21 protein-coding genes, 1 tRNA gene and 1 pseudogene are annotated in these 25,862 nt (G+C 68.5%); 13 read left to right on the forward strand and 10 right to left on the reverse strand.

Translation table 11 applies throughout. From position 1 onward, the window contains the following. The first annotated feature begins 31 nt into the window (after window positions 1–31). Window positions 32–2,800: an excinuclease ABC subunit A gene (locus tag DFLDMN_RS04460; RefSeq protein ID WP_423197289.1), complete on the forward strand. Its 2,769-nt coding sequence runs from the start codon at window positions 32–34 to the stop codon at window positions 2,798–2,800. A gap of 73 nt (window positions 2,801–2,873) precedes the next feature. Here DFLDMN_RS04460 and DFLDMN_RS04465 read toward each other — a convergent pair. The 6 genes from DFLDMN_RS04465 to DFLDMN_RS04490 all read right to left on the reverse strand — a co-directional run bounded on the left by DFLDMN_RS04465 (window position 2,874) and on the right by DFLDMN_RS04490 (window position 9,089). After that, window positions 2,874–2,960, reverse strand: a tRNA-Leu gene (locus tag DFLDMN_RS04465). Window positions 2,961–3,317: 357 nt separating this feature from the next. Continuing rightward, the gene (locus DFLDMN_RS04470; protein WP_423197290.1) at window positions 3,318–4,655 is read right to left on the reverse strand and encodes an MFS transporter; all 1,338 of its coding nucleotides are present in this window, start codon (window positions 4,653–4,655) and stop codon (window positions 3,318–3,320) included. A gap of 112 nt (window positions 4,656–4,767) precedes the next feature. Beyond that, window positions 4,768–6,162: an amidase gene (locus DFLDMN_RS04475; RefSeq protein WP_423197291.1), complete on the reverse strand. Its 1,395-nt coding sequence runs from the start codon at window positions 6,160–6,162 to the stop codon at window positions 4,768–4,770. Window positions 6,163–6,170: 8 nt separating this feature from the next. Further along, entirely contained in the window at window positions 6,171–6,848 is a 678-nt protein-coding gene (locus tag DFLDMN_RS04480; protein WP_423197292.1) for a DUF2848 domain-containing protein, read from the reverse strand. 59 nt (window positions 6,849–6,907) lie between these two features. Continuing rightward, complete coding sequence (locus DFLDMN_RS04485) at window positions 6,908–7,615, reverse strand: GntR family transcriptional regulator (RefSeq protein WP_423197293.1); 708 nt, start codon at window positions 7,613–7,615, stop codon at window positions 6,908–6,910. A gap of 226 nt (window positions 7,616–7,841) precedes the next feature. Then, complete coding sequence (locus DFLDMN_RS04490; RefSeq protein ID WP_423197294.1) at window positions 7,842–9,089, reverse strand: Zn-dependent hydrolase; 1,248 nt, start codon at window positions 9,087–9,089, stop codon at window positions 7,842–7,844. 278 nt (window positions 9,090–9,367) lie between these two features. Here DFLDMN_RS04490 and DFLDMN_RS04495 point away from each other — a divergent pair, with 278 nt between their 5' ends. The 7 genes from DFLDMN_RS04495 (at window position 9,368) to DFLDMN_RS04525 (ending at window position 17,236) form a co-directional block, all read left to right on the forward strand. Continuing rightward, on the forward strand, window positions 9,368–11,065 hold the full coding sequence (locus DFLDMN_RS04495) for an ABC transporter substrate-binding protein (RefSeq protein WP_423197295.1): 1,698 nt from the start codon (window positions 9,368–9,370) through the stop codon (window positions 11,063–11,065). 190 nt (window positions 11,066–11,255) lie between these two features. After that, window positions 11,256–12,206 (forward strand): ABC transporter permease, encoded by a 951-nt coding sequence (locus DFLDMN_RS04500; RefSeq protein ID WP_423197296.1) that lies wholly within the window; start codon window positions 11,256–11,258, stop codon window positions 12,204–12,206. A 62-nt stretch (window positions 12,207–12,268) separates the two neighbouring features. Then, window positions 12,269–13,156: an ABC transporter permease gene (locus tag DFLDMN_RS04505; RefSeq protein ID WP_423198313.1), complete on the forward strand. Its 888-nt coding sequence runs from the start codon at window positions 12,269–12,271 to the stop codon at window positions 13,154–13,156. A 2-nt stretch (window positions 13,157–13,158) separates the two neighbouring features. Beyond that, window positions 13,159–14,319 (forward strand): ABC transporter ATP-binding protein, encoded by a 1,161-nt coding sequence (locus tag DFLDMN_RS04510; protein ID WP_423197297.1) that lies wholly within the window; start codon window positions 13,159–13,161, stop codon window positions 14,317–14,319. Between the two features lie 104 nt (window positions 14,320–14,423). Next, window positions 14,424–15,416 (forward strand): ABC transporter ATP-binding protein, encoded by a 993-nt coding sequence (locus tag DFLDMN_RS04515; protein WP_423198314.1) that lies wholly within the window; start codon window positions 14,424–14,426, stop codon window positions 15,414–15,416. 76 nt (window positions 15,417–15,492) lie between these two features. Then, a complete protein-coding gene (locus DFLDMN_RS04520) occupies window positions 15,493–16,683 on the forward strand; it encodes an amidase (RefSeq protein WP_423197298.1) in 1,191 nt (396 codons plus the stop codon). A 136-nt stretch (window positions 16,684–16,819) separates the two neighbouring features. Then, on the forward strand, window positions 16,820–17,236 hold the full coding sequence (locus tag DFLDMN_RS04525) for a DUF3830 family protein (protein ID WP_423197299.1): 417 nt from the start codon (window positions 16,820–16,822) through the stop codon (window positions 17,234–17,236). Between the two features lie 98 nt (window positions 17,237–17,334). On the opposite strand, the gene DFLDMN_RS04530 is transcribed toward DFLDMN_RS04525, so the two are convergent. From DFLDMN_RS04530 to DFLDMN_RS04545, 4 genes are all read right to left on the reverse strand, one after another. Then, on the reverse strand, window positions 17,335–18,048 hold the full coding sequence (locus tag DFLDMN_RS04530) for an LrgB family protein (protein ID WP_423197300.1): 714 nt from the start codon (window positions 18,046–18,048) through the stop codon (window positions 17,335–17,337). 2 nt (window positions 18,049–18,050) lie between these two features. Next, a complete protein-coding gene (locus tag DFLDMN_RS04535; protein WP_423197301.1) occupies window positions 18,051–18,443 on the reverse strand; it encodes a CidA/LrgA family protein in 393 nt (130 codons plus the stop codon). A gap of 250 nt (window positions 18,444–18,693) precedes the next feature. Next, window positions 18,694–19,605 carry a LysR family transcriptional regulator gene (locus DFLDMN_RS04540; protein WP_423197302.1) on the reverse strand — a complete coding sequence of 304 codons (912 nt, stop codon included), beginning with the start codon at window positions 19,603–19,605 and terminating at the stop codon, window positions 18,694–18,696. 66 nt (window positions 19,606–19,671) lie between these two features. Beyond that, window positions 19,672–20,541, reverse strand: coding sequence for a LysR family transcriptional regulator (locus tag DFLDMN_RS04545; RefSeq protein ID WP_423197303.1), 870 nt, complete (start codon window positions 20,539–20,541; stop codon window positions 19,672–19,674). A 122-nt stretch (window positions 20,542–20,663) separates the two neighbouring features. Between DFLDMN_RS04545 and DFLDMN_RS04550 the strand changes: the two genes are divergently transcribed. The 5 genes and pseudogenes from DFLDMN_RS04550 to DFLDMN_RS04570 all read left to right on the forward strand — a co-directional run. After that, window positions 20,664–21,671 (forward strand): tripartite tricarboxylate transporter substrate binding protein, encoded by a 1,008-nt coding sequence (locus DFLDMN_RS04550; protein WP_423197304.1) that lies wholly within the window; start codon window positions 20,664–20,666, stop codon window positions 21,669–21,671. A 42-nt stretch (window positions 21,672–21,713) separates the two neighbouring features. Next, window positions 21,714–22,943: a CaiB/BaiF CoA transferase family protein gene (locus DFLDMN_RS04555; protein ID WP_423197305.1), complete on the forward strand. Its 1,230-nt coding sequence runs from the start codon at window positions 21,714–21,716 to the stop codon at window positions 22,941–22,943. 1 nt (window position 22,944) lies between these two features. Continuing rightward, a complete protein-coding gene (locus DFLDMN_RS04560) occupies window positions 22,945–23,964 on the forward strand; it encodes a cyclase family protein (protein ID WP_423197306.1) in 1,020 nt (339 codons plus the stop codon). Window positions 23,965–24,029: 65 nt separating this feature from the next. After that, window positions 24,030–25,025, forward strand: coding sequence for a tripartite tricarboxylate transporter substrate binding protein (locus tag DFLDMN_RS04565; protein WP_423197307.1), 996 nt, complete (start codon window positions 24,030–24,032; stop codon window positions 25,023–25,025). 7 nt (window positions 25,026–25,032) lie between these two features. After that, a pseudogene (locus DFLDMN_RS04570) lies at window positions 25,033–25,857 on the forward strand (HpcH/HpaI aldolase/citrate lyase family protein); the annotation flags it as partial. Window positions 25,858–25,862: the final 5 nt, after the last annotated feature.

Genomic DNA, 25,862 nt, shown 5'->3' on the forward strand with positions numbered 1-25,862 from the left:
TGTGCAAGCAACGACGCGCATGAGCGACGGGATGCCACCGCCCCGCCTCCCCGCCCGGGGCGCGTCGCCTGCGGCCCGGGAGCCGGACCGCGCCTCCACGGGTACCGACAGCTTCGTCAAGGTGCGCGGCGCGCGCGAGCACAACCTCAAGAATATCGATGTCGATATCCCGCGCAATGCGCTGGTGGTGTTCACCGGCGTGTCCGGCTCCGGCAAGTCGTCGCTGGCGTTTGGCACGCTCTACGCCGAAGCGCAGCGGCGCTATTTCGAATCCGTCGCGCCCTATGCAAGACGCCTGATCGACCAGGTGGGCGTGCCGGAGGTCGACAGCATCGAAGGCCTGCCACCCGCCGTGGCGTTGCAGCAGCAGCGCGGCACGCCCAACGCGCGGTCGACGGTGGGCAGCGTCACCACGCTGTCGAGTCTGGTACGCATGCTGTATTCGCGTGCCGGCACCTATCCCGCGCGGCAGCCCATGCTGTACGCCGAGGACTTCTCCCCCAACACCGTCGAGGGCGCCTGCCCGCAATGCCACGGGCTTGGGCGCATATACGATGTGACCGAGCAATCGATGGTGCCCGACGATTCGCTGACCATTCGCGAACGCGCCGTGGCCGCGTGGCCACCGGCCTGGCATGGCCAGAACCTGCGCGACATCCTCGTCACGCTCGGTTACGACGTCGATACGCCGTGGCGCGACCTGCCGAAGCGGGACCGCGACTGGATCCTCTTCACCGACGAGCAGCCCACCGTGCCGGTGTACGCGGGCTTTACGCCGCGCGAGGTGCGCGCCGCGCTCAAGCGCAAGCTGGAGCCGAGCTACCAGGGGACGTTCACCGGCGCGCGGCGCTACGTGCTGCAGACCTTTGCCACCACGCAGAGCGCGCTGATGAAGAAGCGCGTGGCGCAATACATGATCGGGCGCGAGTGCCCGGCGTGCCATGGCAAACGGCTCAAGAAGGCGGCCCTGTCGGTGACGTTTGCCGGGCTCGACATCGCCGCCTTCGCGCATCTGCCGTTGGCGCGCGTAGCGGAGATCATGCGGCCGATCGCGCACGGCGAAGCCGCCGGCGCGGCCGCTGCTGACCGTACTGCCGTCGATACCGTGCCAAGCCGCAAGGCGGCACGTGCCGACACGGCGCGGCGCGTGGCGGCCGGCGGCTCGGCGCACAAGGCCGCTCCCGACGTGCGGCGCACCCCCAATTTTTCCGCCGAGAAACGGCTAGCCTCGCAACGCATCGCCGAGGAACTGATGGAGCGGCTGACCACGCTGATCGACCTCGGCCTGGGCTACCTGTCGCTCGATCGGAGCACGCCGACGCTATCGTCGGGCGAACTGCAACGGCTGCGGCTGGCCACCCAGATCTCGTCGCAACTGTTCGGCGTGGTCTACGTCCTCGACGAACCCTCGGCCGGGTTGCATCCCGCCGACGGCGAGGCGCTGCTGGTGGCGTTGCGCCGCCTCAACGCGGCCGGCAATTCGCTGTTCGTGGTGGAGCACGACACGCAGATCATGCGCGAGGCGGACTGGATCGTCGATGTGGGGCCCGCGGCCGGCGAGCATGGCGGGCGCGTGCTCTACAGCGGCCCGCCCGACGGCCTCGCCAGGATCGAGGCGTCGCGCACCGCGGCCTACCTGTTCGGGGCGCCGCCAACGCCCCGGCGTGCGCCGCGCGAGCCGGCCGGATGGCTCCGGCTGACCGATGTCTCGCGCAACAACCTGCATCGCGTGGATGCGGATATCCCGCTTGGCGGCTTTACCGCGGTAACGGGGGTGTCCGGTTCGGGCAAGTCGAGCCTGATCAGCCAGGCGCTGCCCGAACTGGTAAGCCGGCACCTTGCGCGCGAGGGAGGACGCGAGGGAGCACATCATGCGGGACGCGCAAACCATCACGACTCCCATGACGCCCACGACGGTGACGCCGACGAGCGCGACCCGCTGTTCGCGATGACCGGGACCCCCACCGAGGGCCGCATCGCGGGCGGCATGGCATCAGTGCGCCGGCTGGTGCGCGTGGCCCAGACGCCGATTGGCCGCACGCCACGGTCGAACCTGGCGACCTATACCGGACTCTTCGACCATGTCCGCAAGCTGTTCGCGGCGACGCCCGCCGCGCGCAAGCGGCGCTACACGGCCGGCCGCTTTTCGTTCAACGTGGCGCAGGGCCGTTGCCCGACGTGCGAAGGGGAAGGCTTTGTCAGCGTGGAGCTGCTGTTTCTGCCGAGCGTCTACGCGCCATGTGCCGCATGCCACGGCACGCGCTACCGGCCGCAGACGCTGGAAATCACGTGGCAAGGCCGCAATATCGCCGAAATCCTGGACCTGACCGTCGACGCGGCCTGCGAGGTGTTCGCCGACGAGGCACCGGCGATGCGCGCCCTGACCGCGTTGCGCGATATCGGGCTCGGCTATCTGCGGCTGGGGCAGCCGGCCACGGAACTCTCGGGCGGCGAAGCCCAGCGCATCAAGCTGGCCACCGAGTTGCAGCGCGCGCAGCGTGGCGACACGCTGTACGTGCTCGACGAACCCACCAACGGCCTGCATCCCTCGGACGTGGATCGCCTGCTGGTGCAGTTGCAGGCGCTGGTGGACGCGGGCAATACCGTGGTGGTGGTCGAGCACGACATGCGCGTGGTGGCGCAGGCGGACTGGGTCATCGATATCGGCCCCGGCGCCGGCGACCAGGGCGGCCGCATCGTGGCCAGCGGCCCGCCGGCCGCTATCGCCGCCATGGCGGCGTCCGGCGCAAGCGTGACGGCGCGCTACCTGACAGCGTGGCAAGGCGCGGCGGGCGGATAGGCCATCACGGGCGCCACCGGCTCGGGCGAGACGTGGAAACGTCGGGGGTCCAAGCAGAAAACAGCAGAAGAGATGGTGCGAGGGAGGGGACTCGAACCCCTACACCATTGCTGGCGTCAGGACCTAAACCTGGTGCGTCTACCAATTTCGCCACCCTCGCAGTCCTTGTCTCGTTGGGACGAAGCCCGTCGCCGAACCGAATGCGCCGGCAGATAAAGCAAAAAAGGCGGCTCGGACTGCCCGCCTTTCTGATCGGCTTAACTGCCGTCGGCTTACCTGCTGTCGGCTTACCCACCGTCGGCTCACCTACCGTCGGCTCACCTACCGTCGGCTTACCTACCGTCGGCTTACCCACCGGCTTACTGGTCGACGTACGGATCGACTTCCGTGCGGCATGCCAGGCATGCCGGGCGCTGCACCTTGCGTGCAGCACAACGAGGCTGCGGATTGTAGCGCAACGTTGGAGGGGAATCCAGCCCCCTCCCCGTTCCCGGTCAGTACCTCTGGTCGGGCCGGCCTACCGCTTGACGCGGATACAGGCCAGCACCAGCACCGTTGCACAGGCTTCCAGCGCCGCCACGAAATACAGGCCGGACGACAGCTGGCCCGTATTGGTCTTGAACCAGCCGATCATGTACGGCGCCACAAAGCCCGCCAGGTTGCCGATGGAGTTGATCAGCGCGATACCGCCCGCGGCGGCGGTGCCGGCCAGGAACGCGGACGGCAGCGACCAGAATACGGGAAAGGCGGCCAGGATGCCGATCGACGCGACTGTCAGCGCCACCAGGGCCAGTACCGCGCTCTGCAGCCACATGCCGGTGAGCGTCAGGCCCACGGCGGCCAGCAGCGTGGCCAGGGCGCAGTGCCAGCGGCGCTCGCCGGAGCGGTCCGAGTGCACGCCGTTGAGCACCATGGCGATGGTGCCGGCAACGAACGGAATCGCGGACACCAGGCCGATCTGCAGGTTGCCCTTGACGCCGAGCTCCTTGATGATCGACGGCGACCAGAACGCGATGGTGGCGTTGCCGCTGACCACACAAAAGTAAATGGCGGCACAGATCCAGACGCGCGCGTTGGCAAACGCGTCGCGCAGCGCCGAATGTTTGGCCGGGTCGCGCGCGTCCGCCTCCACGTCGCGCATCACCAGCGCCTGCTCGGCGCTGGACAGCCAACGGGCATCGACCGGCTTCTCGGGCAGGTACATCAGCACGGCTACGCCGGCCAGCACCGACGGAATGCCTTCGAGCACGAACAGCCATTGCCAGTTGGCGAGACCATCCACGCCGTCCATCGCGCTCATGATGTAGCCGGCCAGCGGGCCGCCGACCACGCCCGCGATGGCGAACGAGGTCATGAACAGGCCATTGATGCGCGCGCGCCGTTCGGCCGGGAACCAGTACGTCAGGTACAGCACCACACCCGGAAAGAAGCCCGCCTCGAAAATTCCGAGCAGGAAGCGCAGCGCATAGAACTGCAGCGGCGTCTTGACGAAGATCATCGCCATCGAGGCCAGGCCCCACAGGATGGTGATGCGCGCAAGCGTCTTGCGCGCGCCAATCTTCTCGAGCAGCAGATTGCTCGGCACCTCGAACAGGAAGTAGCCGACAAAGAAGATGCCGGCGCCAAAGCCGTATACCGCCTCGCTGAACTGGAGGTCCTGCAGCATCTGCAGCTTGGCAAAGCCGACGTTGACCCGGTCGATCCACGCAAGGATGAACAGAAACACCAGAAACGGGATCAGGCGCACCGTGATCTTGCGGTACGCATCATTGCGGTGCCGGGCCAGTTCGCCCGGTGGCAGGCCATCGATGGCGCCGGGGGCGCCGGTGAGTGCGGATGACATCGCGGAAGACATCGGTGAATACTCCTGGGCTTGTGGTAGGCGGGGCCGCGCTACGTTGGCGCGGCCCTCGGTGAGGCGGTGCTGAAGTACGACTGACGGCGACGGAGTAAGGCGAAGCGCGGTCCTACAGCGCGCCTTCGATGGCGCCGGCCACCTGCAGCACGCGCGCGTCCTGTCCATGCAGGCCGCACACCCCAAGGCCGATGCCATTGCCGAGCGGCAGGCTCGCGGCGCAACCGTCGAGGAAGTTGATCACGCTCGGATTGCGCAGCACCAGGCCGTTGGTGGCGAAGAAATCCTCGTCACGGGTCAGTGCATCGAGGCGCGGCGGACGCACCGCGACGGTCGGCATCAGCCAAGCATCGGCCTCGCGCAGCCGTTCCGCCGCGCGTTGCTGCATGGCCCGGCGCGCGGCCAGCAAGGCGATGTAGTCGGCCGCGCCCTGCTGCTCGCCGCGGCGGATCCGCATGGCCACGCGCGGATCGTAGCGGTCGCCATACAGCGTCAGCATGGAACGGTGCCAGGACCACGATTCCGCCGCGGTCAGGCCGCCGCCCGCGTTGATTTCCGGCAGCTGACGCAGCTCGGGGAAGTCGAACGGCACGATCTGCGCGCCACTGGCGGACAGCAGCGCGAGCGCCGCCTCGAACGCTTCGGCCACGTCGGCATCGAGCCCCTCGCAGACGAAATCGCGCGTCACATAGAAGCGCAGCCCCGCCAGCGTGGCCGGTCGCGTATCGAGCGTCTCGCCGCTGAGCACGGCATCCATCGCGGCACAGCACGCGACCGAGCGCGCCAGCGGGCCGGCCGAGTCGAGCGAGGTCGACAGCGGCACGCCGCCCTCCAGCGAGACGCGGCGCGCGGTGGGCTTGAAGCCGGTCAGACCGCAGAACGCCGACGGAATGCGGATCGAGCCGCCGGTATCGGTGCCGAGCGCGGCCACGGCCATGCCCTCCGCCACGCTGACCGCGCCGCCCGAGGTGGAGCCACCCGCGATACGGTCTGGATCGAGCGGCGTGCGCGGCGTGCCGTAATGGGGATTGAGCCCCAGCCCCGAGAACGCGAACTCGCTCATATTGGTGCGGCCGATCAGCACGGCGCCGGCCGCGCGCAGGCGTGCCACGGCCACCGCATCGGTCGTCGCCGGCTCGCCATGGCATGCCGCGAGCGCCTGCGAGCCGGCCCGCGTGACCTGGCCACGCACATCGAACAGGTCCTTGATGGACACCGGCAGACCCGCCAGCGGCGACGCCACCAGCCCGGCCGCGCGGGCCTGGTCGGCGGCGCGCGCCGCGGCCAGCGCGCCCGGCGCGTCCACCTCCATGAATGCCGTGCCGCCAGCGCGCCGATGCGCGTCGATGCGGGCCAGCGCGGCTTCGGTCAGCGCCAGGCTGGTGGTACGGCCCGCCGCCAGGTCGGCGGCCAGCGCGGCGATGGTGGGGGCCTTGTTGGGGGCCTGGTTGGTGGCCTCGTTGGTGGCCTGGTTGGGGGCCTCGTTGGGGGTCCGGTTGGAAGTCATGGGCGCGCTCACTCGGCCACCGCCAGGCTTGCCACGCGGTACGCATGCCGCAGCGTGCGGTTGCGCACCGGGTCGTGCAGTTCCACCTCGAAGGCCTCGCCATGGCCCAGCTCGCCGATCACGGCCTGCGTGCCGCAGAACATCGCGGTGCCGCGCGGCAAGGCGTCCTCGCCGGTCAGGCGACGCACCAGCTCGCGCGGATCGAGCAGGCGCGTGACCTTGCCTTCCTGATACAGCGCGCGCTTGCCGTCGCGCACGCGCCAGCAGCGCATCTCCAGGCTGTCCCAGTGATCGGCCACCTCGTCGAAGCGCCACACTTCGCGGCCCATGGGCTTGCCGCACATCTGCTTGGACACCGTCACGTCGTAGGCCTCGACCTTGCGGTCGGTGTGATCGGAGCCGATGCCGATATACAGCGCATCGGCCGTCTGCAACAGCACGAATTCGGTCTCGCCCGACGAGTCGTCGCGCGGTACTTCCAGGATATCGCTGGTGGTCAGCAGCGAGGCGGCCAGCGGATAGAAGCACGGCACCGCCGCGGGCGGCTTGACGCCGATGTCCTGGAGCTCCTGGATGTGGTGCTGGACGGCGTCCGCATCGCGGCCGGTCCAGCCGGCAATGATCAGTCGTTCCACGTCGAAGGCGAGCGCGCCCCCGCCGGCTACCTGGAATTGCAGTGTCGGCATTACGTAAATCCTCTGGGTCTGGGGTCTGGGGTCTAGGTCTGGCTCTGGGAAGGCAAGGTTCAGAGTGTCCGGATGATGTTCTTGCGAAACTCGTCGATGTGTTCGCGAATGGCCTCGCGCACAGCCGGTATGTCGCGGCGCTCCAGCCCGTCCACGATATCCAGGTGTTCCTGGTAGACGTTCTGCAGATGCTGCGGGTCCGACAGCGAGAGAAACCAGAAGCGCGCCTGCTTCTCGTGCAGGCTGCGCAGCAGGTCGGCCAGCACGCGATTGCGCGACGCGGCCGACATGGCGGTATGGAACTTGAGGTCGAGCGAGGCCAGCGCGGGAATATCGCGGCGCGCGATCAGGTCCGGCGAGCGGTCGACGATATCGCGCATCGCCTTGAAGTCGCTGTCGTGGCCCCGCTCGCACGCCAGCGTGGCGCACAGCACCTCGTTGGTGGCACGCACCTCGATCATGTCCAGCACGTCGTTGAGCGACAGCGGCGCCACCAGCACGCCCTTGCGCGGCATGATCGACACCAGGCCCTCCACTTCCAGCCGGTGCAGCGCCTGGTGCACCGGGGTACGGCCCAGACCAAGCAGCGTGGCGACCTGCGCCTCGTTGAGCGGCTCGCCCGGGCGGAACTCGCACGCGATGATGCGCCGCTTGATCTCGATATAGGCGTGCTCGCGCATCGCCGCGCCGCTCTGCGCGGGCGACGGCGGCGCGTGGTCCGTGTCATCGGCCTGCGCCGCGCCGACCAGTCGGATGGATTTCGCCATGGGGGTGTGCCGGGATTGCTTCGATGGCTGTGATACTAGTGTGATATTTCACAGCGCACAAGCCCGGAATTTCTCAGGGTTAACGCCAACCCGTCCCCGATGCACCCGATCCGCCCCGGCGTCGCGGGCAGCGTGGTGCATCGGGCCACCAACCTGGTGCACCCGATGCACGGCGATCAGGCGCGCCCGGACGCCATCCCGCGCATGGTGCGGTGGCGTACCGGCATCAACCGGCCACGCCGAGCATGGCCTGCAGCAGGACATTGGCCCCGGCCTCGATATGCTCGGGCAGCGCGTCCTCCAGCTCGTTATGGCTGATGCCGTCCTTGCACGGCACGAAGATCATGCCCGTGGGCGCGCGCTGTGCAACGTAGACCGCGTCGTGCCCGGCGCCGCTCACCACTTCCATATGCGGCAGGCCGAGCCGATCGGCCGCGCGCCGCACCGCGGCCACGCATGCGGGCGCAAACGCGCACGGCTCGAACTTGACCACCTGGCGAATCTCCACGGTCACCGCGGCGGCCTCGGCAATGCCGGCAAAGGCGGCGCGCATGGCGCCATCCATGCGGTCGAGGCCGGCCTGCGTGAGGTTGCGAAAGTCCACCGCAAAGTCGACCCGGCCCGGAATCACGTTGCGCGAGTTGGGCCGTACCTCCAGATAGCCGACCGTGCCGCGGCCATGCGGCGCTTCGTCGCGTGCGATGCGGTTGACGGCCTCGACCATGCGCGCGGCCGCGAGCATGGCGTCGTGCCGCAGCGCCAGCGGCGTGGGGCCGGCGTGGGCGTCCATGCCGGTCACCGTCACGTCGTACCACTGCTGCCCGAGCGCGCCGGAGACCACGCCGATCGGCAGGCCGGCCGCTTCCAGCACGGGACCTTGCTCGATATGGGCCTCGAAGTAGGCCGCGTACATGCCGCCCGGGACCTCGCCCGCGCGCTGCGTGCCGCGGTAGCCGATGGCGTCGAGCGCCGCGCCCACGCTGATGCCCGCGCGGTCGACCTGGGCCTGCGCGTGCGCCACGTCGAACACGCCCGCGAACACCCCGGAGCCCATCATCACCGGCGTAAAGCGCGTGCCTTCCTCGTTGGTCCAGATGGCGATCTCGAGCGGCGCGCGCGTGGCGATGCCGAGATCGTTGAGCGTGCGCATGACCTCAAGCCCGGCCAGCACGCCGAAGTTGCCGTCAAACTTGCCGCCCGACGGCTGCGTATCGATATGGCTGCCGGTGGCCACCGCCGGTGCATGCGGATCGGTGCCCGCGCGCCGCGCGAACACGTTGCCGATCTCGTCCACGCGCACCGCGAGGCCGGCCTCGCGGCACCACTGCACCACCAGGTCGCGGCCGCGCCGGTCTTCCTCGGTCAGCGCGATACGGCAGACGCCGCCCTTGGGCGTGGCGCCGATCGCGCCGAGATCCATCAGCGATTGCCAAAGCCGTGCACCATCGATGCGCGGCGTGTGAAGCGAGTCCATGTGTGTGCCTTCCGTGAGTCGGGGAAATGTCGCGCGAACGTTCGCCGCAGGGGGCGATGAGGTCGTGACAGGCAGGTCGCGAACCCTGGCCGGGTCGCGCACGCGCGTCGTGATCACCAGCAAAAACCAGACCATCGCGCGCACCTTACGGACGGCTTGCATCGCGCCGATGGCAGCGGCGTGGCGCGTGGTGAACCGGTGGCACATGACTTGCTAGCCAGTGAGCAAGCGCTTCTCTCCTCGCGTCTTCCTCTCTTCCCCACTCAGGAGCATTGCCTGTGCATTCCTATCCGTCCTCCCACGCGAAAGGTTTCCTCTCCGGTGTTCGTGCCCAGGGCATCGGTACCCTGGCGGCCGCGCTCGCGGTTTCCGTGCTCGCCTTGCCCGTGACCGCCAGTGCCGCGGACAAGGTGCTTCGCATCGGCATGACGGCGGCCGACATTCCGCGCACGCTGGGCCAGCCCGACCAGGGCTTCGAAGGCAATCGCTTCACCGGCATCCCGATGTACGATGCGCTCACGCAGTGGGACCTGTCGAAGAGCAACGGACCGAGCCTGCTGATTCCCGACCTGGCCACCGAATGGAAGGTCGACGACAAGGACAAGACCCGGTGGACGTTCAAGCTGCGCCCCGGCGTGAAGTTCCACGACGGCTCGGCCTTCAATGCCGATGCCGTGGTATGGAACGTCAACAAGGTGCTCGACAAGACCGCGCGACAGTTCGACCCGAGCCAGGTGGGTGTGACCGCCTCGCGCATGCCCACGCTGCGCAGCGCGCGCAAGATCGACGACATGACGGTGGAACTGGTCACGTCCGAACCCGATTCGTTCCTGCCGTATAACGTCTCCAACCTGTTCATGGCCTCGCCCACGCAATGGGAGAAGAAGTTTGCCGCGGTGCCGGCCTCGGTGACCGATCCGGCCGAACGCAGCAAGCAGGCATGGGTGGCGTTTGCCGCCGATGCGTCGGGCACGGGGCCGTTCCGCATGACGCGCTTTGTGCCGCGCGAGCGCCTGGAGCTCGCACGCAATCCGGCCTACTGGGACGCCAGGCGCGTGCCGAAGATCGACAAGGTGGTCATGCTGCCGATGCCCGAAGCCAACGCGCGCACCGCCGCGCTGCTGTCCGGCCAGGTCGACTGGATCGAGGCGCCCGCCCCTGACGCCATTGCGCAGATCAAGAGCCGCGGCTTCGAGGTCTACGCCAACACGCAGCCGCATATGTGGCCGTGGCAGTTGTCGTTCGCGCCCAATTCGCCCTGGCTCGACAAGCGCGTGCGCCAGGCCGCCAACCTGTGCGTGAACCGCGCCGGCCTGAAGACCCTGCTGGGCGGCTACATGGCCGAGGCCAAGGGCATCGTCGAGCCGGGCAACCCGTGGTGGGGCAATCCGAAGTTCGATATCAAGTACGACCCCAACGCCGCGCGCAAGCTGATGCAGGAAGCGGGCTACTCCGCCGCCAAGCCGGTCAAGGTGAAGGTGCAGGTGTCCGCCTCGGGTTCGGGCCAGATGCAGCCGCTGCCGATGAACGAGTATGTGCAGCAGAACCTCAAGGAGTGCTACTTCGACGTGGACTTCGACGTGGTGGAATGGAACACGCTGTTCACCAACTGGCGCATCGGCGCCAAGGACCCCAGCGCGCACGGCGCCAATGCGATCAACGTGAGCTTTGCCGCGATGGATCCGTTCTTTGCGATGGTGCGCTTCGTCAGCACCAAGACGCAGCCGCCGGTGTCGAACAACTGGGGTTATTTCGGCAATGCCGAGTTCGACAAGCTGATCGAAACCGCGCGCACCTCGTTTGACGAAAAGGGGCGCGACGCCGCGCTGGCCAAGTTGCATGCACGCATCGTCGAGGAAGCGCCGTTCGTGCTGATCGCCCATGACGTGGGGCCGCGCGCGATCTCGAAGAAGGTCAAGGGCGTGGTACAGCCCCAGAGCTGGTTTATCGATATCGCGACGATGTCGATGGACTGAGGAGGACGCGCGGACGCGCCGGCGCATCGCACGTCCGCGCCACCCTGACGACTCACCCTGGCCGGCCGCCGCTGCCCTGCTCCCTGTTTGCTTCGAGTCTGCGCCGTGTCGGTTCCCTGCCTGCTCCCGTCCTGCTCCGTGCAGGGAGGGAGCGGGGCCGGCGCGCCGCCGTTGACATGCGCACATCGCAATGACCTATCTTCTCCGCCGTCTGCTCTACGCGTTGCCCATCCTGCTCGGGGTCGCGCTGTTGTGCTTCTCGCTCGTGCATATCGCCCCCGGCGACCCGCTGGTGTCGGTGCTGCCCCCCGATGCCTCGGAAGAACTGCGCCGCCAGCTGACCGCGCTCTACGGCTTCGACAAGCCGTTTCTCGAACAGTTTTTCCACTGGCTGGTGCGCGCGCTGCACGGCGACCTCGGTACCTCGATCGCTACCAGCCGGCCCGTGATGCAGGAAGTCTCCACTGCCGTGATCAATTCGATCCGGCTGGCTTCGGTGGCCACGCTGATCGGCTTCTCGTCCGGCTGCCTGTTCGGCTTCGTAGCCGGCTACATGCGCGATTCGGTGTCCGATCGCGTGGCCTCGTTCCTGTCCGTGCTGGGCGTCAGCATTCCGCACTACTGGCTTGGCATGGTGCTGGTGATCGGGTTCTCGGTGGTGCTGGGCTGGCTGCCGGCCACCGGCGCCGGGCCCGACGGCTCGGGCGACTGGGCCTGGAACTGGGAGCACCTGCAGTACATGCTGTTGCCCGCGGTGACGATGTCGGTGATTCCGATGGGCATCGTCGCGCGCACCATCCGGGCGCTGGTCGCGGAAATCCTCTCCAACGAGTTCATCGTCGGACTGCGCGCGCGCGGCCTGTCGGACCTGGCCGTGTTCCGCCATGTGGTCAAGAACGTGGCGCCCACCGCGCTATCGGTGATGGGCCTGCAGCTCGGCTACCTGCTGGGCGGCTCGATCCTGATCGAGACCGTGTTCTCCTGGCCCGGCACCGGCTTCCTGCTCAACTCGGCGATCTTCCAGCGCGACTTTCCGCTGCTGCAGGGCACGATTCTCGTGCTGGCGGTGTTTTTCGTGCTGCTCAACCTGCTCGTCGACGCGCTGCAGACCCTGTTCGATCCGCGCATCGAACGGCAATGACATCCTCCGACTGACATGACGCAAACCAGCGACGCAACCCGGCGTCGGACATGAAGGTGCCCATGGACCTGACTCTCGACAAACGCACGACGCCCGTCGTCGTGCAGCGCTCGCCCGGCTACTGGGCCACGGTCGGCCGCCGGCTGCTGCGCAACCGGCTGGCCATGCTGGCCGCGCTGATCCTGCTGGCACTCGTGCTGATGGCGCTGTTTGCGCCGCACCTGATGCCGGCCGATCCTTATGCCACGTCGATCCTCAAGCGGCTCAAGCCGATCGGCACCGAGCACTATCCGCTCGGTACCGACGAACTGGGCCGCGACATGCTCTCGCGCCTGATGCTGGGCGCGCGGCTCTCGCTGTTCATGGGCATTACGCCGGTGCTGCTCGCGTTTGTCATCGGCAGCGCGCTCGGCATCGTCGCCGGCTACGCCGGCGGCTGGACCAACACCGTGATCATGCGGCTGACCGACATCCTCTACGCGTTTCCGTCGGTGCTGCTGGCCATCGCGCTGTCGGGCACGCTCGGTGCCGGCGTGGGCAATGCCCTGCTCTCGCTGACCATCGTCTTCGTGCCGCAGATCGTGCGCGTGGCCGAGAGCGTGACCACGCAGGTGCGCGGCCGCGAATTCGTCGACGCGGCACGCGCATCGGGGGCGTCGTCGCTGACCATCGTGCGCGCGCATGTGCTCAACAACGTGCTCGGGCCGATCTTCGTCTATGCCACCAGCCTGATCTCGGTATCGATGATCCTGGCCTCGGGCCTGTCGTTCCTCGGTCTCGGCGTCAAGCCGCCGGAGCCCGAATGGGGCCTGATGCTCAACACGCTGCGCACCGCCATCTATACGCAACCGTGGGTGGCCGCGCTGCCCGGCGCGATGATCTTCCTCACGTCGATCTCGTTCAACCTGCTGGCCGACGGCATCCGCTCGGCCATGGAAATCAAGGACTGAGCATGAGCGCCACTCAGGAAGCCGCGGCCCGCCTGCACGAGGCCGCCGCACCAGCGAACGCACCAGCAGACGCACCAGCGGCGGCCGCACCCGCTGTCGACAGGCGCGATCGCGATGGTCGCGACGTGGGTGGCCCCGCCCAGCCGCTCGTGATCGCCCGCGACCTGGTCAAGCATTTTCCGCTCAAGTCCGCGCTGCCGTTCCGGCGCGGCGGCGTGGTGCGCGCCGTGGACGGCGTCAGCTTCGATGTGCGCAAGGGCGAGACGCTCGGCGTGGTCGGCGAATCGGGCTGCGGCAAGTCCACCACCGCGCGCCTGCTGATGCAGTTGACCGCGCACGACAGCGGCGAGCTGATTTTCGACGCGCAGGGCGTGGGTTCGCCGCAGTTGCCGATGAAGGCGTTTCGCAGCCAGGTGCAGATGGTGTTCCAGGACAGCTATTCCTCGCTCAATCCGCGCCTGACCATCGAGCAGTCGATCGCCTTCACGCCACGTGTGCATGGCGTGGACGCCCGCGAAGCCACCGAGCGCGCGCGCCAGTTGCTGGCGCGCGTGGGGCTGGATCCGGCGCGTTTTGCCGGCCGCTATCCGCACGAACTGTCCGGTGGCCAGCGTCAGCGCGTGAACATCGCGCGCGCGCTGGCCCTGCGGCCGCGCCTGGTCATCCTCGACGAAGCGGTTTCCGCGCTCGACAAGTCGGTGGAGGCGCAGGTGCTGAACCTGCTGCTCGACCTCAAGGCCGAGTTCGACCTCACCTACGTCTTTATCAGCCACGACCTGAACGTCATCCGCTACCTGTGCGACCGCGTGATGGTGATGTACCTGGGCAAGGTGGTGGAGATCGGCGATACGGATGCGATCTTCGCCCACCCCGCGCACCCGTATACCCGCGCGCTGCTGGCCTCCATGCCGTCGATGGATCCCGACCAGCGCACCCAGGCGGCGCCCCTGGCGGGCGATCCGCCCAACCCGATCGATCCGCCGCCGGGCTGCAGCTTCCATCCGCGCTGCGCCCGGGCCGAACCCGTATGCGAGCGGCGCGCGCCGGTCCTGTGCGATGAACTGGCGGGACATCCGGTGTCCTGCCTGATGGCGATGCCCGATGGCGGTCATTCGCTGCCGCTGCGCCGGCTGACGCCGGGCCTCCACGCGGCGACGCCATGATGGCGCGGGACATGACGATGACGGACCTGACCGCGCCCGACCAGAATGCGAAGGACACCACGATGATGCCATCCGAACGGATTTCGACTTCTTCCACCGCGCCCATGGTCTCGGTGCGCGACCTCCATGTCAGCTTTCATGGCGGTGGCAGGACCATCCAGGCGGTTAATGGCGTTTCTCTCGACGTCGGCGCCGGTGAGGCGGTCGCTCTGATCGGCGAATCCGGCTCGGGCAAAAGCGTGACGCTGCGCGCGCTCATGCGGCTCCATCCGCCGCGCCGTACCCGCATGCAGGGCGAAATACGCATCGATGGCGAGGATGTCCTGGGCATGGACAAGCGCGCGCTCGCGCGGCTGCGCGGGGGCAAGATCGCGATGGTGTTCCAGGAGCCGCTGCTTGCGCTCGATCCGGTCTACACGGTTGGTCAGCAGATCGTGGAATGCATCCGCACCCATGCCCGCGTGACGCGTGCCGAGGCGCAGGCCGCGGCGCTACGCGCGCTCGAGGCGGTGCGTATCCCCAGTCCCGAACGGCGCCTGCGCGCCTATCCGCACGAGATGTCGGGCGGCATGCGGCAGCGCGCCATGATCGCGCTGGCGCTGTCGGCACAGCCGAAGATCCTGCTCGCCGACGAGCCCACCACGGCACTGGACGCCACCGTACAGATCCAGGTGCTGATCCTGCTGCGCGAACTGCAGCGCGAGCTCGGCCTGTCCATCGTGTTCGTGACGCACGATATCGGCGCCGCCGTGGAGATTGCCGATCGCGTCGCGGTGATGTACGGTGGCCGCATTGTCGAGGAAGGCCCGATCCGTACCCTGCTGCGCGAGGCGCGGCATCCATACACCGTCGCGCTGCTGCAGAGCCGCCAGCATGGCATGGACCGTGGCCAGCGCCTGCAGGCGATTGGCGGGGCACCGCCCGATCTTGCCGCCCTGCCGCCCGGTTGCACCTTTGCCCCGCGCTGCCCGCACGCGCGTCCCGCGTGCGTGGCCGAGGTACCGCGCACGGTGTCCCTCGACCATGGGCATCGCGTCAGTTGTGTACTGGTTTCCGCACCGGCCGCCCCCGCCAGCCCCGCGCCGGCGGCCGCCTGACGCCATCCGATCCAACGCTGTCGATTCAACCCCGTCGATCCAACCCCATCGATCCCCCGTGAGGACGTTTCCGATCATGACCCTGGCCACCCATCCCGCCCGTGCCTTCATGCCGTATCCCGAGGCCGCCGTGCCCAATGCGCCGGACGGCCCGCTGGCGGGCCTGACGTTTGCCGTCAAGGACCTGTTCGACGTGGCCGGCTATCCGACCGGTTGCGGCAATCCGCACCTGCTGGCGCGCTCGGGCATCAAGACCGGCACCGCGCCCACCGTGCAGGTACTGCTGGACACCGGCGCCCGCTTTATCGGCAAGAGCCATACCGACGAGATGGCCTTCTCGATGAACGGCAAGAACTTCCACTACGGCAGCCCGTACAACGGCGCGGCGCCCGACCGGATTACCGGCGGCTCGTCGTCGGGTTCGGCGTCGGCGGTATCGAATCATCTGTGCGACTTCGCACTCGGCACCGATACCGGCGGGTCGGTGCGCGCGCCGGCCAGCCACTGCGGACTGTTCGGCATTCGTCCGAGCCATGGCCGCATCTCGCTGGCGCAATGCATGCCGCTGTGCGAAAGCCTGGATACCTGCGGCTTTTTCGCGCGCGATATCCACACTTTTGCGCGTGTGGCCGACGTCCTGTTGGGCAGCGATGCCACGCCGCTGCCGGCCGCGCCGCGCGTGCTGCTGGCGAGCGACCTGCTGCCGCTGCCGACCGAGGAGGCGCGCGCCGCGCTGGCGCCGACCGTGGCGCGCGTGGAGGCGGTGCTCGGCAAGGGTACCCCGGTCGAGGTGGCGGACCGCCCGCTGTCCGAGCTCTACTGGGCCTTCCGCTATATCCAGGGGTGGGAAGCGTGGCAGTCGGGCGGCAAGCTGATCGAGGACTACGGACTCGAGCTCGGATCCGACGTGGCCGGTCGTTTTGCCTTCAGCAAGGGCGTGACGGCGGAACAGTTCGAGACGTCGAGCGCGGTGCGGCGCGCGTTCACCGCGCACCTGGGCCGGCTGCTCGGCAACGACGGCGTGCTGGTGCTGCCGACCATGCCCGATATTGCCCCGCTGCGCGCCTCGCCCATGGAAACCTTCGAGGACTACCGCACACGCGCCGCGCATATGCTGTGCCTGACGCCGCTATCGGGCTTTCCGCAGCTCAGCCTGCCGCTGTCCGGGCGCGACGGCGCGCCCTATGGCATTTCACTGCTGGGTCCCAGGGGCAGCGACCGCAGCCTGATCGCGGTGGCGCAGACGCTGATGGCCAGCTGGGCCTGAACGCCTGAACGCCTGAACGCCTGAAGCCCCGGACGCGCCAATCCCGAGGCATACTGTGCCGATCCGGTTGCCGGCCACTCCGGCAGCCGGCCACTGCCCACCCGACCCCGCCACGACGACCGAACCCAACTTCCTTATGCCCCAGATCCGCATCACCGCTGCCGGCTATACCTTCCTGGCCGAAACCCACGCCCACGCGCCGCAGACCGTCGATGCGTTCCTGCGCCTGCTGCCCTATCGGCAGAAGCTGATCCACGTGCGCTGGAGCGGAGAAGGCTGCTGGATTCCGCTGGGCGAGTTCGAGCTCGGAGTCGGCTTCGAGAACCATACGAGCCATCCGTCGGTCGGCGATATCCTGTTTTATCCGGGCGGCTACAGCGAGACCGAGATCATCCTCGCTTATGGCAGCTGCTGCTTCTCCAGCAAGATGGGGCAGCTTGCCGGCAACCACTTCCTGACCATCGTCGAGGGCCGCGAGCACCTGCGTGCGCTCGGCACCAAGGTGCTATGGGAGGGTGCGCAGGATATCGTGTTCGAACTGGTGCAGGGGTAGGCGTAGGCGCATCCGCCGACAGCGCTGCGCCACCGCGCCTCATTCAGCCTCATTCAGCCTCATTCAGCCTCATGCAGGTCACGCAGCCTCACGCAGGGTCACGCAAGAGGCCACACCGCCATCAGCCAGTGCGTGACCTGCGGCCCGGCGAGCACCATCAGCACGCCGGCCAGCACCATGGTCAGGCTGGCCACCACGCCCTCCTCGGTGCCGCGCTGGCGCGCCCGCACGGTGCCGAAGCCGTGCGCCGATGCGCCCAGCGAGGCGCCGTTGGCCACCGGCGACAGCCGCATCAGGCCGAGCACGGTATCGCCGGCGATCATGCCGACCAGCCCGGTAATGACGGTAAATAGCGAAACGAGATCGGCCGAGCCGCCGGTATGCGTGGCCACCGCCACCGCGAACGGCGTGGACACCGAGCGTGCCATGAGGCTGCTCGACACTTCCGGGCTGAAGTGAAACATGCCGGCCAGCCAGCGCGCGCTGACCAGCGACACCAGCATGCCGACCACCACGCCGAGCGTGAGCGCGAGCCAGTGCCGCCGCACGATCGCGCGGTGCGCGTAGATCGGAATGGCGAAGGCAACCGTCGACGGGCCGAGCATCCATACCATCCAGCGCGTATCGGCAACGTAGTCCGTGTAGGGAATGCCGGTGGCCAGCAAGAGCCCGATGGTCAGCGCGGGCACCACGATCGCCGGCGACAGCCACACGCGCGGGCGCCGCAGATAGAGCGGCTTGAGCGCGAAATACAGCACGCAGGTCCAGACCACACAGAAGGCCGAGGCAAGCGCATGGGCGGGGATATGCATTGTCAAGGCCCCTTGCGCCGCGCTTGCAGCCATTGTTCGAGCCGGCAGCCAAGGTGCACGGCCAGCGCCGTCGCCGCCATCACCAGCACGGTCCCGAGCGCCACCGCGAGCACGATCTGCACGCCTTCGCGGCGAAACAGCGCGCCATACTGCATGACCGCCACCACGCACGGAATGAAGAACAGCACCAGCTCGCCGAGCAGCCATTGCGCGCCATCCTCGATCCAGTCGGCCCGCGCGCGGCCCGACAGCAGCAAGGCCAGCACCGCCAGCAGGCCGATCACGCCGGGCGAAATATCGAGCCCGGCCACCCGCGCCAGCGCGGCGGCGGCCAGCCAGATCGCGACGATCGCGCCAACCTGCGCCAGCCGGCGTGGCAGCCCTGGCGACATCATGCGCAGCGATGGTGCGGCGGAGGGTGTCGCCGACCGTGCCACGGACGGCGCGGCCGCTGGCCGGATCGAGGACGTGACCGCCGGCGCGACCGCCGGCGAGCTAGCTGGCGATGTCGCTGGTGCAGGGGATGAGCGGCGCCCGGAACGCGCACGGCATACGGCTTTCATGCCGTGGATTATCGGATGCTCCCTGCTGCCATCCAACGCCAGCCCTCCGCATCCATTGTGCAGAAATGCACAACGTCCCCGCTTACAGATCCGGCAGGAACATGGCGCGGTCGGCGTCGACCTCGTCGGCGATAAAGCGGGCCACCTCACGCACGTGGGCGGCACGCTGGTGGTCGACATGGACGTGCATATGGAAGGTGCTGGTCACCGTGATCTGGTCCGGCAGCACCGGCACCAGTTGCGGATAGTGGCCCGCGATATAGGCCGGCAGAATGCACAGCCCCTGCCCGGTCAGCGTGGCCTGCAGCTGCGTCAGCAGGTTGGAGGAACGCAGGCGCGGCCGGATCGGCACGGTGGTGACGTTGCCAAAATCGAGCTCGGGCGTGAACAGCAGGTCTTCCATGTAGCCGATAAACGGATGCTGCGCGAGGTCTTCCTGGCTGCGAATGCGCGGCGCGGCCTTGAGGTAATCGCGCGCGCCGAACACCAGCATGCTGTATTCGGTCAGCCGGCGCGATGCCACGCGCAGATGTTCCGCGCTGGCCAGGCCGATGGCGATATCGGCCTCGCGCTTGGCCAGGCTGAACAGGCGCGGCGCCACGATCAGTTCGATCTCCAGGCGCGGATTGCGCGCGAGCAGGCGGCCCAGGCGCGGGGCGAGGAAGTAGGTGCCAAAGCCGTCGGGCGCGCCGATGCGCACCGTGCCGGCAATCTCGTGGCCGCCGCGCGCGGCTGCCTTGCTGGCCAGCAACGCGCTTTCGATGGCCTGCGCGGTCTCCATCAGCCGCTCGCCGGCGTCGGTCAGCTCATAGCCGAGCTGGCTCTTGTGGAACAGCCGGCTGTCGAGCGCGCGTTCGAGCGACTGCACGTGCCGCGCCACGGTGGTGTGCTCGGTGCCGAGCTGTTCCGCGGCGGCACTGAGCGTGCCCGTGCGCGCCACGGCAAGGAAATAGCGGAAGTCGTCCCAGTTCTCTTTGGCGGGGCGGGATGGCATGGAGGATGGCTCCTGGAGATCGGCGATGCAACGAGGGACGCAGCGAGGGACGCAGCGGCAGCGCGGCTATTTTCCCGCAGCGCGCTGCACGCAGTCGAGCAATGCCTGCACCAGCCGGTCTTCCGCCTCCGCCTGCCGGCACACGAACGAAATCTGGCGCGATGGCGCCTGCTCGCCCAGCGATAGCACACGCACGGGAAACGCGGCCAGCAGATAGGGGTCCGGCTCCGGCAAGATCGAGATGCCCAGCCCGCGCGCCGCCATGGCGACGATGGCCGGAATCGACAGCAGTTCGATGCGCGAGCGCGCCTCGGGGGCAAAGCGGTTGACATAGCGCGCCGCCGCCGAACCGGCGATGGTGGTGCGATCGAAGCGAATCCACTCGTAGGCGCGGAACAGCGCCGCCATGCCCTTGTTGCCCGAATCGGCCGGCGCCACCAGCACGCAGCGCTCGCGGAACAACGGCGTCCAGCGGACCCGCGTGGAAGCGCCCGTCTCGGGCTGCGCCACCACCGCGGCATCGATGCGGCCCGAGCGCAGTTCGTCGACCAGCGTGGCCGAGCGGCCGCGTTCCAGCCGCACATCGAGGCGCGGATACGACTCGCGCACGCGCGCCGTGAACCCTGGGAGCAACTTCACCTGCATCGGTTCGATCACGCCGAGCCGGATCCGGCCCTCGACCGCCGGCGCCGAGCGCCGCCGCAGCGCTTCCAGCGCGTCCATGGTGCCCTGCATGGTGGCGCACACCTCGTGCGCAAACGCGTTGGGGCGCACCTGCAACGCCGAGCGGTCGAACAGCGGCTGGCCGAAAAAGGCTTCGAGCTGCTTCATCTGCAGGCTGACCGCGCTCGGCGACAGGTTCATTTCTGCGGCCGCGCCGGCAAAACTGCCGCAGCGCACCACCGCGGCCAGCGTACGGAAGAACTCGACTTTCATGGCGCCGCCTGATGAGGTTTTCTCATCGATAAATTGAAAAACGTCACTTTATCTCAATAGCACGCGCCTCTACGATGTGTCCTATTACGCGACATAACAAGATCCATACAGGAGACAAGACGATGAAGCTGTTCACCCCGTATACGCGCGCTGCCGTGGCCGCCCTGCTGCTGGCTGCCGCCGGCACTGCCGGTGCCGCTCCCTCCGGCCCCACCCCCGGCACCGCTGCCGATGCCACCGCCATCCCCAAGACGCTCCGCCTGGTGGTCCCATTTCCGCCCAGCGGCAGCAATGACGTATTCGCACGGTTGCTGAGCGACCAGTTGTCGAAGCGACTCCATATCACCGCGATCGTCGACAACAAGGCTGGCGCGGGCGGTGCCATCGGCGCCGAGTTCGTCGCGCGCGCGGCGCCCGACGGCGCCACCCTGCTGGTCACCTCGTCGACGCTGACCGCCAATGCGGCGGTGCAGCCCAAACTCGGCTTCGATCCTGTGCGCAGCTTTGCGCCGGTGGCGATGCTGGCCAGCGGCCCGATGGTACTGGCGGTCTCGTCGACCTCGCCCTATCAGACCGTCAACCAGCTGATCGATGCCGCCCGCAAGACGCGCGGCGCCATCAACTACGGCTCGGCCGGGATCGGCTCGATCAACCAGATGGCCAGCGAACTGCTCGCCGGCGACAGCCAGAGCGAATTCACCCATGTGCCCTACAAGGGGATCTCCAACGCGCTGACCGACCTGATCGCGGGCCAGGTGCAGTTCGTGATCGCAAGCTTTCCGTCGGTGCAGGCACAGGTCAAGGGCGGCAAGCTGCGCGCGCTCGGCGTGACCTCGCCCACGCGCTCGAAGTTCGCGCCCGACTGGCCCACCGTCGCCGAGGCGGTCCCGCACTATTCGGCGGAACTCTGGTGGGGCGTGTTCGCGCCGGCCGGCACGCCGGCTGCGCTGGTCGAGCGCCTCAACGCCGAGATCCGCGCCATCATCGCCAGCCCCGAGATGCGCGCCACCTTCGCGCGCGAGGGCGCCGAACCGTCGGCCATGACCGCGCCGCAGTTTGCCGCGCATATCCGTCAGGAAGCGGCACGCTGGAAGCAGGTGGCCAAGGATCGCCATATCACCGCGGAGTGACCCGCCGCCCATGAACCCACGCTTACGCTGAGGAATTTCCGCATGTTCAAGTCTCTGGCGCTCACGCCCGACGCCAAGGGGCCGCTCGACGGCATCCGCATTCTCGACCTGTCGCGCCTGGTGGCCGGCAATACGCTGACCATGGCGCTGGCCGACCTTGGCGCCGACGTGCTCAAGGTAGAGCCGCCCGGCGGCGATACGCTGCGCGACTGGAAGGTGCGGGACGTGGCCACCGCGTGGAAGGCCTACAGCCGCAACAAGCGCAGCCTGTGCCTGAACTTCCGCGCGACCGGCGCCATCGCCGTGATTCTCGATCTGGTGCGCCATGCCGATGTGCTGATCGAAAGCTTCAAGCCCGGCACGCTGGAAGCGATGGGGCTCGGCACCGAAGTCCTGCACGCGCACAACCGCAAGCTCGTGATCGTGCGCGTCTCGGGCTGGGGCCAGGATGGTCCCTATTCGCACCGGCCGGGCTTCGGCACGCTGGTCGAGGGCATGTCCGGCTTTGCCTCCATGAACGGCTTCGACGATCGCGAACCGGTGCTGCCGCCGATCTACCTGGGCGACATGACCGCCGGCCTGTACGGCGCGGTGGGCGTCCTCAGCGCCGTGCGCCATGTCGAAGTGCAAGGCGGCGCAGGCCAGGTCATCGACCTGCCCCTGCTCGATCCCACCTTCGCCATCCTCGGCGCACAGGCGGCCAACTACCGGCTCACTGGCAAGGTCAAGCCGCGTACCGGCAGCCGCTCCACCAACAGTGCGCCGCGCAATGCCTACCAGACCGCCGACGGCAAGTGGGTATGCCTGTCCGCCTCGACCCAGGCCATGGCCGAGCGCCTGTTCCGCGTGATCGGCCGCGCCGACCTGATCGCCGATCCACGCTTTGCCACCAATGCCGGGCGCGTGCGCCACGCCGCCTTGCTGGACGGCATCATCGGCGAGTTCCTCGGCAAGATGACGCAGGACGCCTGCGTCGATTTCTTCGACAAGGCCGGCGTTACCATCGGCCCGATCTACGACATGTCCGATATCGAACGCGACCCGCACTTCCAGGCGCGCGATATCGTGGTGGAGCTGCCCGATGCCGAGATGGGCCGGATTCCCGTGCACAACATCTCGCCGCGACTGTCCGGTACACCGGGTGCGTTCCGGCGCGTGGCGCCGCAGCTTGGCGAGCATTCGGCCGAGGCGTTGCGCGAGGCCGGCTACAGCGATGAACGTATCGCCGCGCTGCGGGCGGCGGGCGTGATCGCCGAGCCGCGGGAGGCCTGACATGGCGCCACGACAACCCCGCTGGCGGCAGCGCCCGCCCGGTGCAAACTGGGGCGACTTCGGTCCCGACGACCAGCTCGGCCGCCTCAACCTGATCGGCCCGGAACAGATCCTGGGCGCAGTACGCGAGGTGCGCGCGGGCACCACCTTCTCGCTGAGCCTGCCGCTCGACGTGCCGCGCGCCGGCGTGCTGAACCCGCGCCGCAGGCCGCCCGTGCTGCATCCCTCGGAGCGGGACGGCAAGCGCTTCTTCAACTATTCGCTGGGCCAGGACGTGCCGGGCGCCACCGATGTGGTCAGCGACGACCACGTCATGCTGTCGCCGCAGTATTCGACCCAGTGGGATGCCCTCGGCCATATCAACTGCCGCTTCGACGCCGATGGCGACGGTCATGCCGAATGCGTGGGCTACAACGGCTTCTCGGTCGGCAGCGGCAGCGCCGCCGACGGCAGCTTCCATGGCGCCCAGGCCCTCTCGGTCGCACCGATGGCGGCGCGCGGGATCCAGGGACGCGGCACGCTGCTCGACCTGCGCCATCACTTTGGCGACACGCGCCGCGCGGTCGGCTACGACGACGTGATGCGCGTGATCGAGGCCGACCGGCTCGAGATCCGTCGCGGCGACATCCTGTGCGTGCATACGGGCCTGGCCGACCTTGCGCTGTCGCTCTCCGCCACCGACGATCACGGCTTCCTGCGTACCGCCTGCGCGGTGCTCGATGGCACCGATACGCGCCTGTTGCAGTGGATCGATGTTTCCGGCATCGCCGCCATCGCGGCCGACAACCACGCCGTCGAGGAACGCCGCCACAGCCTGCCGCCGGACGCCACCGGCCCACTGTTACCGCTGCACGAGCTCTGCCTGGTGCGGCTCGGCATTCCGCTCGGCGAGATGTGGCACCTGACGCCGCTCGCCGGCTGGCTGCGCGCGCATGGCCGGGCCTCGTTCCTGCTGACCGCGCCGCCGCTGCATCTGCCGCGCGCGGTCGGGTCGCCGGTCAATCCGCTCGCGACCGTCTGATCCTTCGAGCCACCCGGCACCCGCCCGGCCTCACGCACATCGCCAACAAACCAGAGGAGACCTTCATGCCCTGCTTTCCCGGCCGCCACGGCCTGCAACCGCTCCATCGCCATGCCGGCAAGCTGCTCGCGGCGCTCGCCGCATGCGTGCCGCTGCTGGCCAGCGCCGCCTACCCCGACCGCCCGATCCGCATGATCGTGCCCTACTCGGCCGGCGGCGGCGCCGACAATACGGCGCGCGTGGTGGCGCAGCAGATGAGCCAGGCGATGGGCCAGCAAATCGTGATCGACAACCGTCCCGGCGCGGCCGGCGTGATCGGCGAGGAAGCGGTGGCCAAGGCCACGCCCGATGGCTATACGGTGCTGTACGACGCCTCCGCCTTTGCGGTCAATCCGAGCCTGCGCAAGCTGTCGTTCGATCCGCTCAAGGACTTCATCCCGATCTCGCTGGTGGCCACCGCCGCCAATATCCTGGTGGTGCCGCCCAGCGCGCCGTACCAGACCATCGAATCGTTTCTCGAATACGCGCGCAAGCATCCCGGCAAGCTGACCTTCGCCTCGGCGGGCGCCGGCAGCGGCTCGCACCTCGCCGGCGAACTGCTCAACGCCAAGGCCGGCATCGACCTGCTGCACGTGCCGTACAAAGGCGGCGCGCCGGCGCTGACCGATGTCATGGGCAACCAGGTGTCGTCCTATTTCGGCAACGTGGCGTCGACGCTCAACTATGCCAACAGCGGCAAGCTGCGCGCGCTGGCGGTCACCTCGCTCAAGCGCAATCCGGGTCTGCCCGATACCCCCACGCTGGCCGAGAAGGGCCTGAAGGACTTCGAGGTGCTGGAATGGAACGGCATCTTCGTGCCGCGCGGTACGCCGGACGAGGTGGTCCAGCGCCTGGCAAAGGAAGTGCAGGCGGCGGTCGCCAATCCGAAGGTATCGGCCAGGCTGCGCGAGCTGGGGCTGGAGCCGGTCGGCAACTCGCCGCAGCAGTTCGGCCAGTTCGTGCAGAAGGAAGCGACGCGCTGGGGCGCACTGGTCAAGGCGCGCAACATCCGCGCGGAATGAGCCCATCATGAGAAGCAAGCTCTTTGTGCCCGGCTCGCGTCCGGAACTGTTCGCCAAGGCGCTCGCGAGTGCGGCGGACGCGCTGTCCTTCGACCTCGAGGACGCCGTGGCCGAGCCGCGCAAGGCGGCAGCACGCGCGGCATTGCGCATGCTGTTGCAAACGCCAGCCGCGCATGCGACCGGCAAGACACTGATCGTGCGCGTCAACGGCGTCGAGACCGCGCATTTCGCCGACGATATCGCCGCCGTGGTGCAGCCCGGCCTGCATCTGGTCAATGTGCCCAAGGTCGAGCATCCCGACCAGGTGCGCGCGGCCGCGGCGGCCGTGGCGCGCGCCGAGCGTGCCAACGGCGTGACCGTGCCGGTCAGGCTGCTGCTCAATATCGAGTCGCCACGCGGGCTGCGCCTGGCCGCCGAACTCGCCGGTACCGACGCGCGCGTGGCCGGCCTGCAGCTGGGCCTGGCCGACCTGTTCGAGCCGGCCGGCGTCCATCGCCGCGAACCCACGGCGGTGGCGCAGGCCATGTTCACCTTGCGCATGGCGGCCGCCGAGGCCGGCGCCTTCGCCTACGACTCGGCCTTTGCCGATGTCCGCGATGCCGACGGCTTTCGCGCCGAAGCCGCACTCGCGCGTCGGCTCGGCTATCTCGGCAAGAGCTGCATCCATCCCAGCCAGATCGCGCTGGCCAACGACGCCTTCCGCCCCACCGACGCGGAAATCGCCCATGCGCGCCGTGTCGTGGCCGCCGCCGCCGAGGCGGAAGCCAGCGGAACCGGCGCCTATCTGGTCGAGGGCCAGATGGTCGACCGCCCCTTCGTCGAGCGCGCGCGCGATTC

It is taken from the genome of Cupriavidus sp. H19C3 (assembly GCF_049393815.1).
Lineage (GTDB): Bacteria > Pseudomonadota > Gammaproteobacteria > Burkholderiales > Burkholderiaceae > Cupriavidus.

Bases quoted from the DNA above. Each gene is read 5' to 3' on its own strand.
- DFLDMN_RS04475 (WP_423197291.1), bottom strand. From the start codon at position 6,162: ATGACTTCCAACCGGACCCCCAACGAGGCCCCCAACCAGGCCACCAAC.
- DFLDMN_RS04550 (WP_423197304.1), top strand. From the start codon at position 20,664: ATGAAGCTGTTCACCCCGTATACGCGCGCTGCCGTGGCCGCCCTGCTG.
- DFLDMN_RS04565 (WP_423197307.1), top strand. From the start codon at position 24,030: ATGCCCTGCTTTCCCGGCCGCCACGGCCTGCAACCGCTCCATCGCCAT.
- DFLDMN_RS04485 (WP_423197293.1), bottom strand. From the start codon at position 7,615: ATGGCGAAATCCATCCGACTGGTCGGCGCGGCGCAGGCCGATGACACG.
- DFLDMN_RS04460 (WP_423197289.1), top strand. From the start codon at position 32: ATGCCACCGCCCCGCCTCCCCGCCCGGGGCGCGTCGCCTGCGGCCCGG.
- DFLDMN_RS04560 (WP_423197306.1), top strand. From the start codon at position 22,945: ATGGCGCCACGACAACCCCGCTGGCGGCAGCGCCCGCCCGGTGCAAAC.
- DFLDMN_RS04540 (WP_423197302.1), bottom strand. From the start codon at position 19,605: ATGCCATCCCGCCCCGCCAAAGAGAACTGGGACGACTTCCGCTATTTC.
- DFLDMN_RS04525 (WP_423197299.1), top strand. From the start codon at position 16,820: ATGCCCCAGATCCGCATCACCGCTGCCGGCTATACCTTCCTGGCCGAA.
- DFLDMN_RS04470 (WP_423197290.1), bottom strand. From the start codon at position 4,655: ATGTCTTCCGCGATGTCATCCGCACTCACCGGCGCCCCCGGCGCCATC.
- DFLDMN_RS04480 (WP_423197292.1), bottom strand. From the start codon at position 6,848: ATGCCGACACTGCAATTCCAGGTAGCCGGCGGGGGCGCGCTCGCCTTC.
- DFLDMN_RS04515 (WP_423198314.1), top strand. From the start codon at position 14,424: ATGGTCTCGGTGCGCGACCTCCATGTCAGCTTTCATGGCGGTGGCAGG.
- DFLDMN_RS04490 (WP_423197294.1), bottom strand. From the start codon at position 9,089: ATGGACTCGCTTCACACGCCGCGCATCGATGGTGCACGGCTTTGGCAA.
- DFLDMN_RS04555 (WP_423197305.1), top strand. From the start codon at position 21,714: ATGTTCAAGTCTCTGGCGCTCACGCCCGACGCCAAGGGGCCGCTCGAC.
- DFLDMN_RS04535 (WP_423197301.1), bottom strand. From the start codon at position 18,443: ATGATGTCGCCAGGGCTGCCACGCCGGCTGGCGCAGGTTGGCGCGATC.
- DFLDMN_RS04505 (WP_423198313.1), top strand. From the start codon at position 12,269: ATGGACCTGACTCTCGACAAACGCACGACGCCCGTCGTCGTGCAGCGC.
- DFLDMN_RS04545 (WP_423197303.1), bottom strand. From the start codon at position 20,541: ATGAAAGTCGAGTTCTTCCGTACGCTGGCCGCGGTGGTGCGCTGCGGC.
- DFLDMN_RS04530 (WP_423197300.1), bottom strand. From the start codon at position 18,048: ATGCATATCCCCGCCCATGCGCTTGCCTCGGCCTTCTGTGTGGTCTGG.
- DFLDMN_RS04510 (WP_423197297.1), top strand. From the start codon at position 13,159: ATGAGCGCCACTCAGGAAGCCGCGGCCCGCCTGCACGAGGCCGCCGCA.
- DFLDMN_RS04500 (WP_423197296.1), top strand. From the start codon at position 11,256: ATGACCTATCTTCTCCGCCGTCTGCTCTACGCGTTGCCCATCCTGCTC.
- DFLDMN_RS04520 (WP_423197298.1), top strand. From the start codon at position 15,493: ATGACCCTGGCCACCCATCCCGCCCGTGCCTTCATGCCGTATCCCGAG.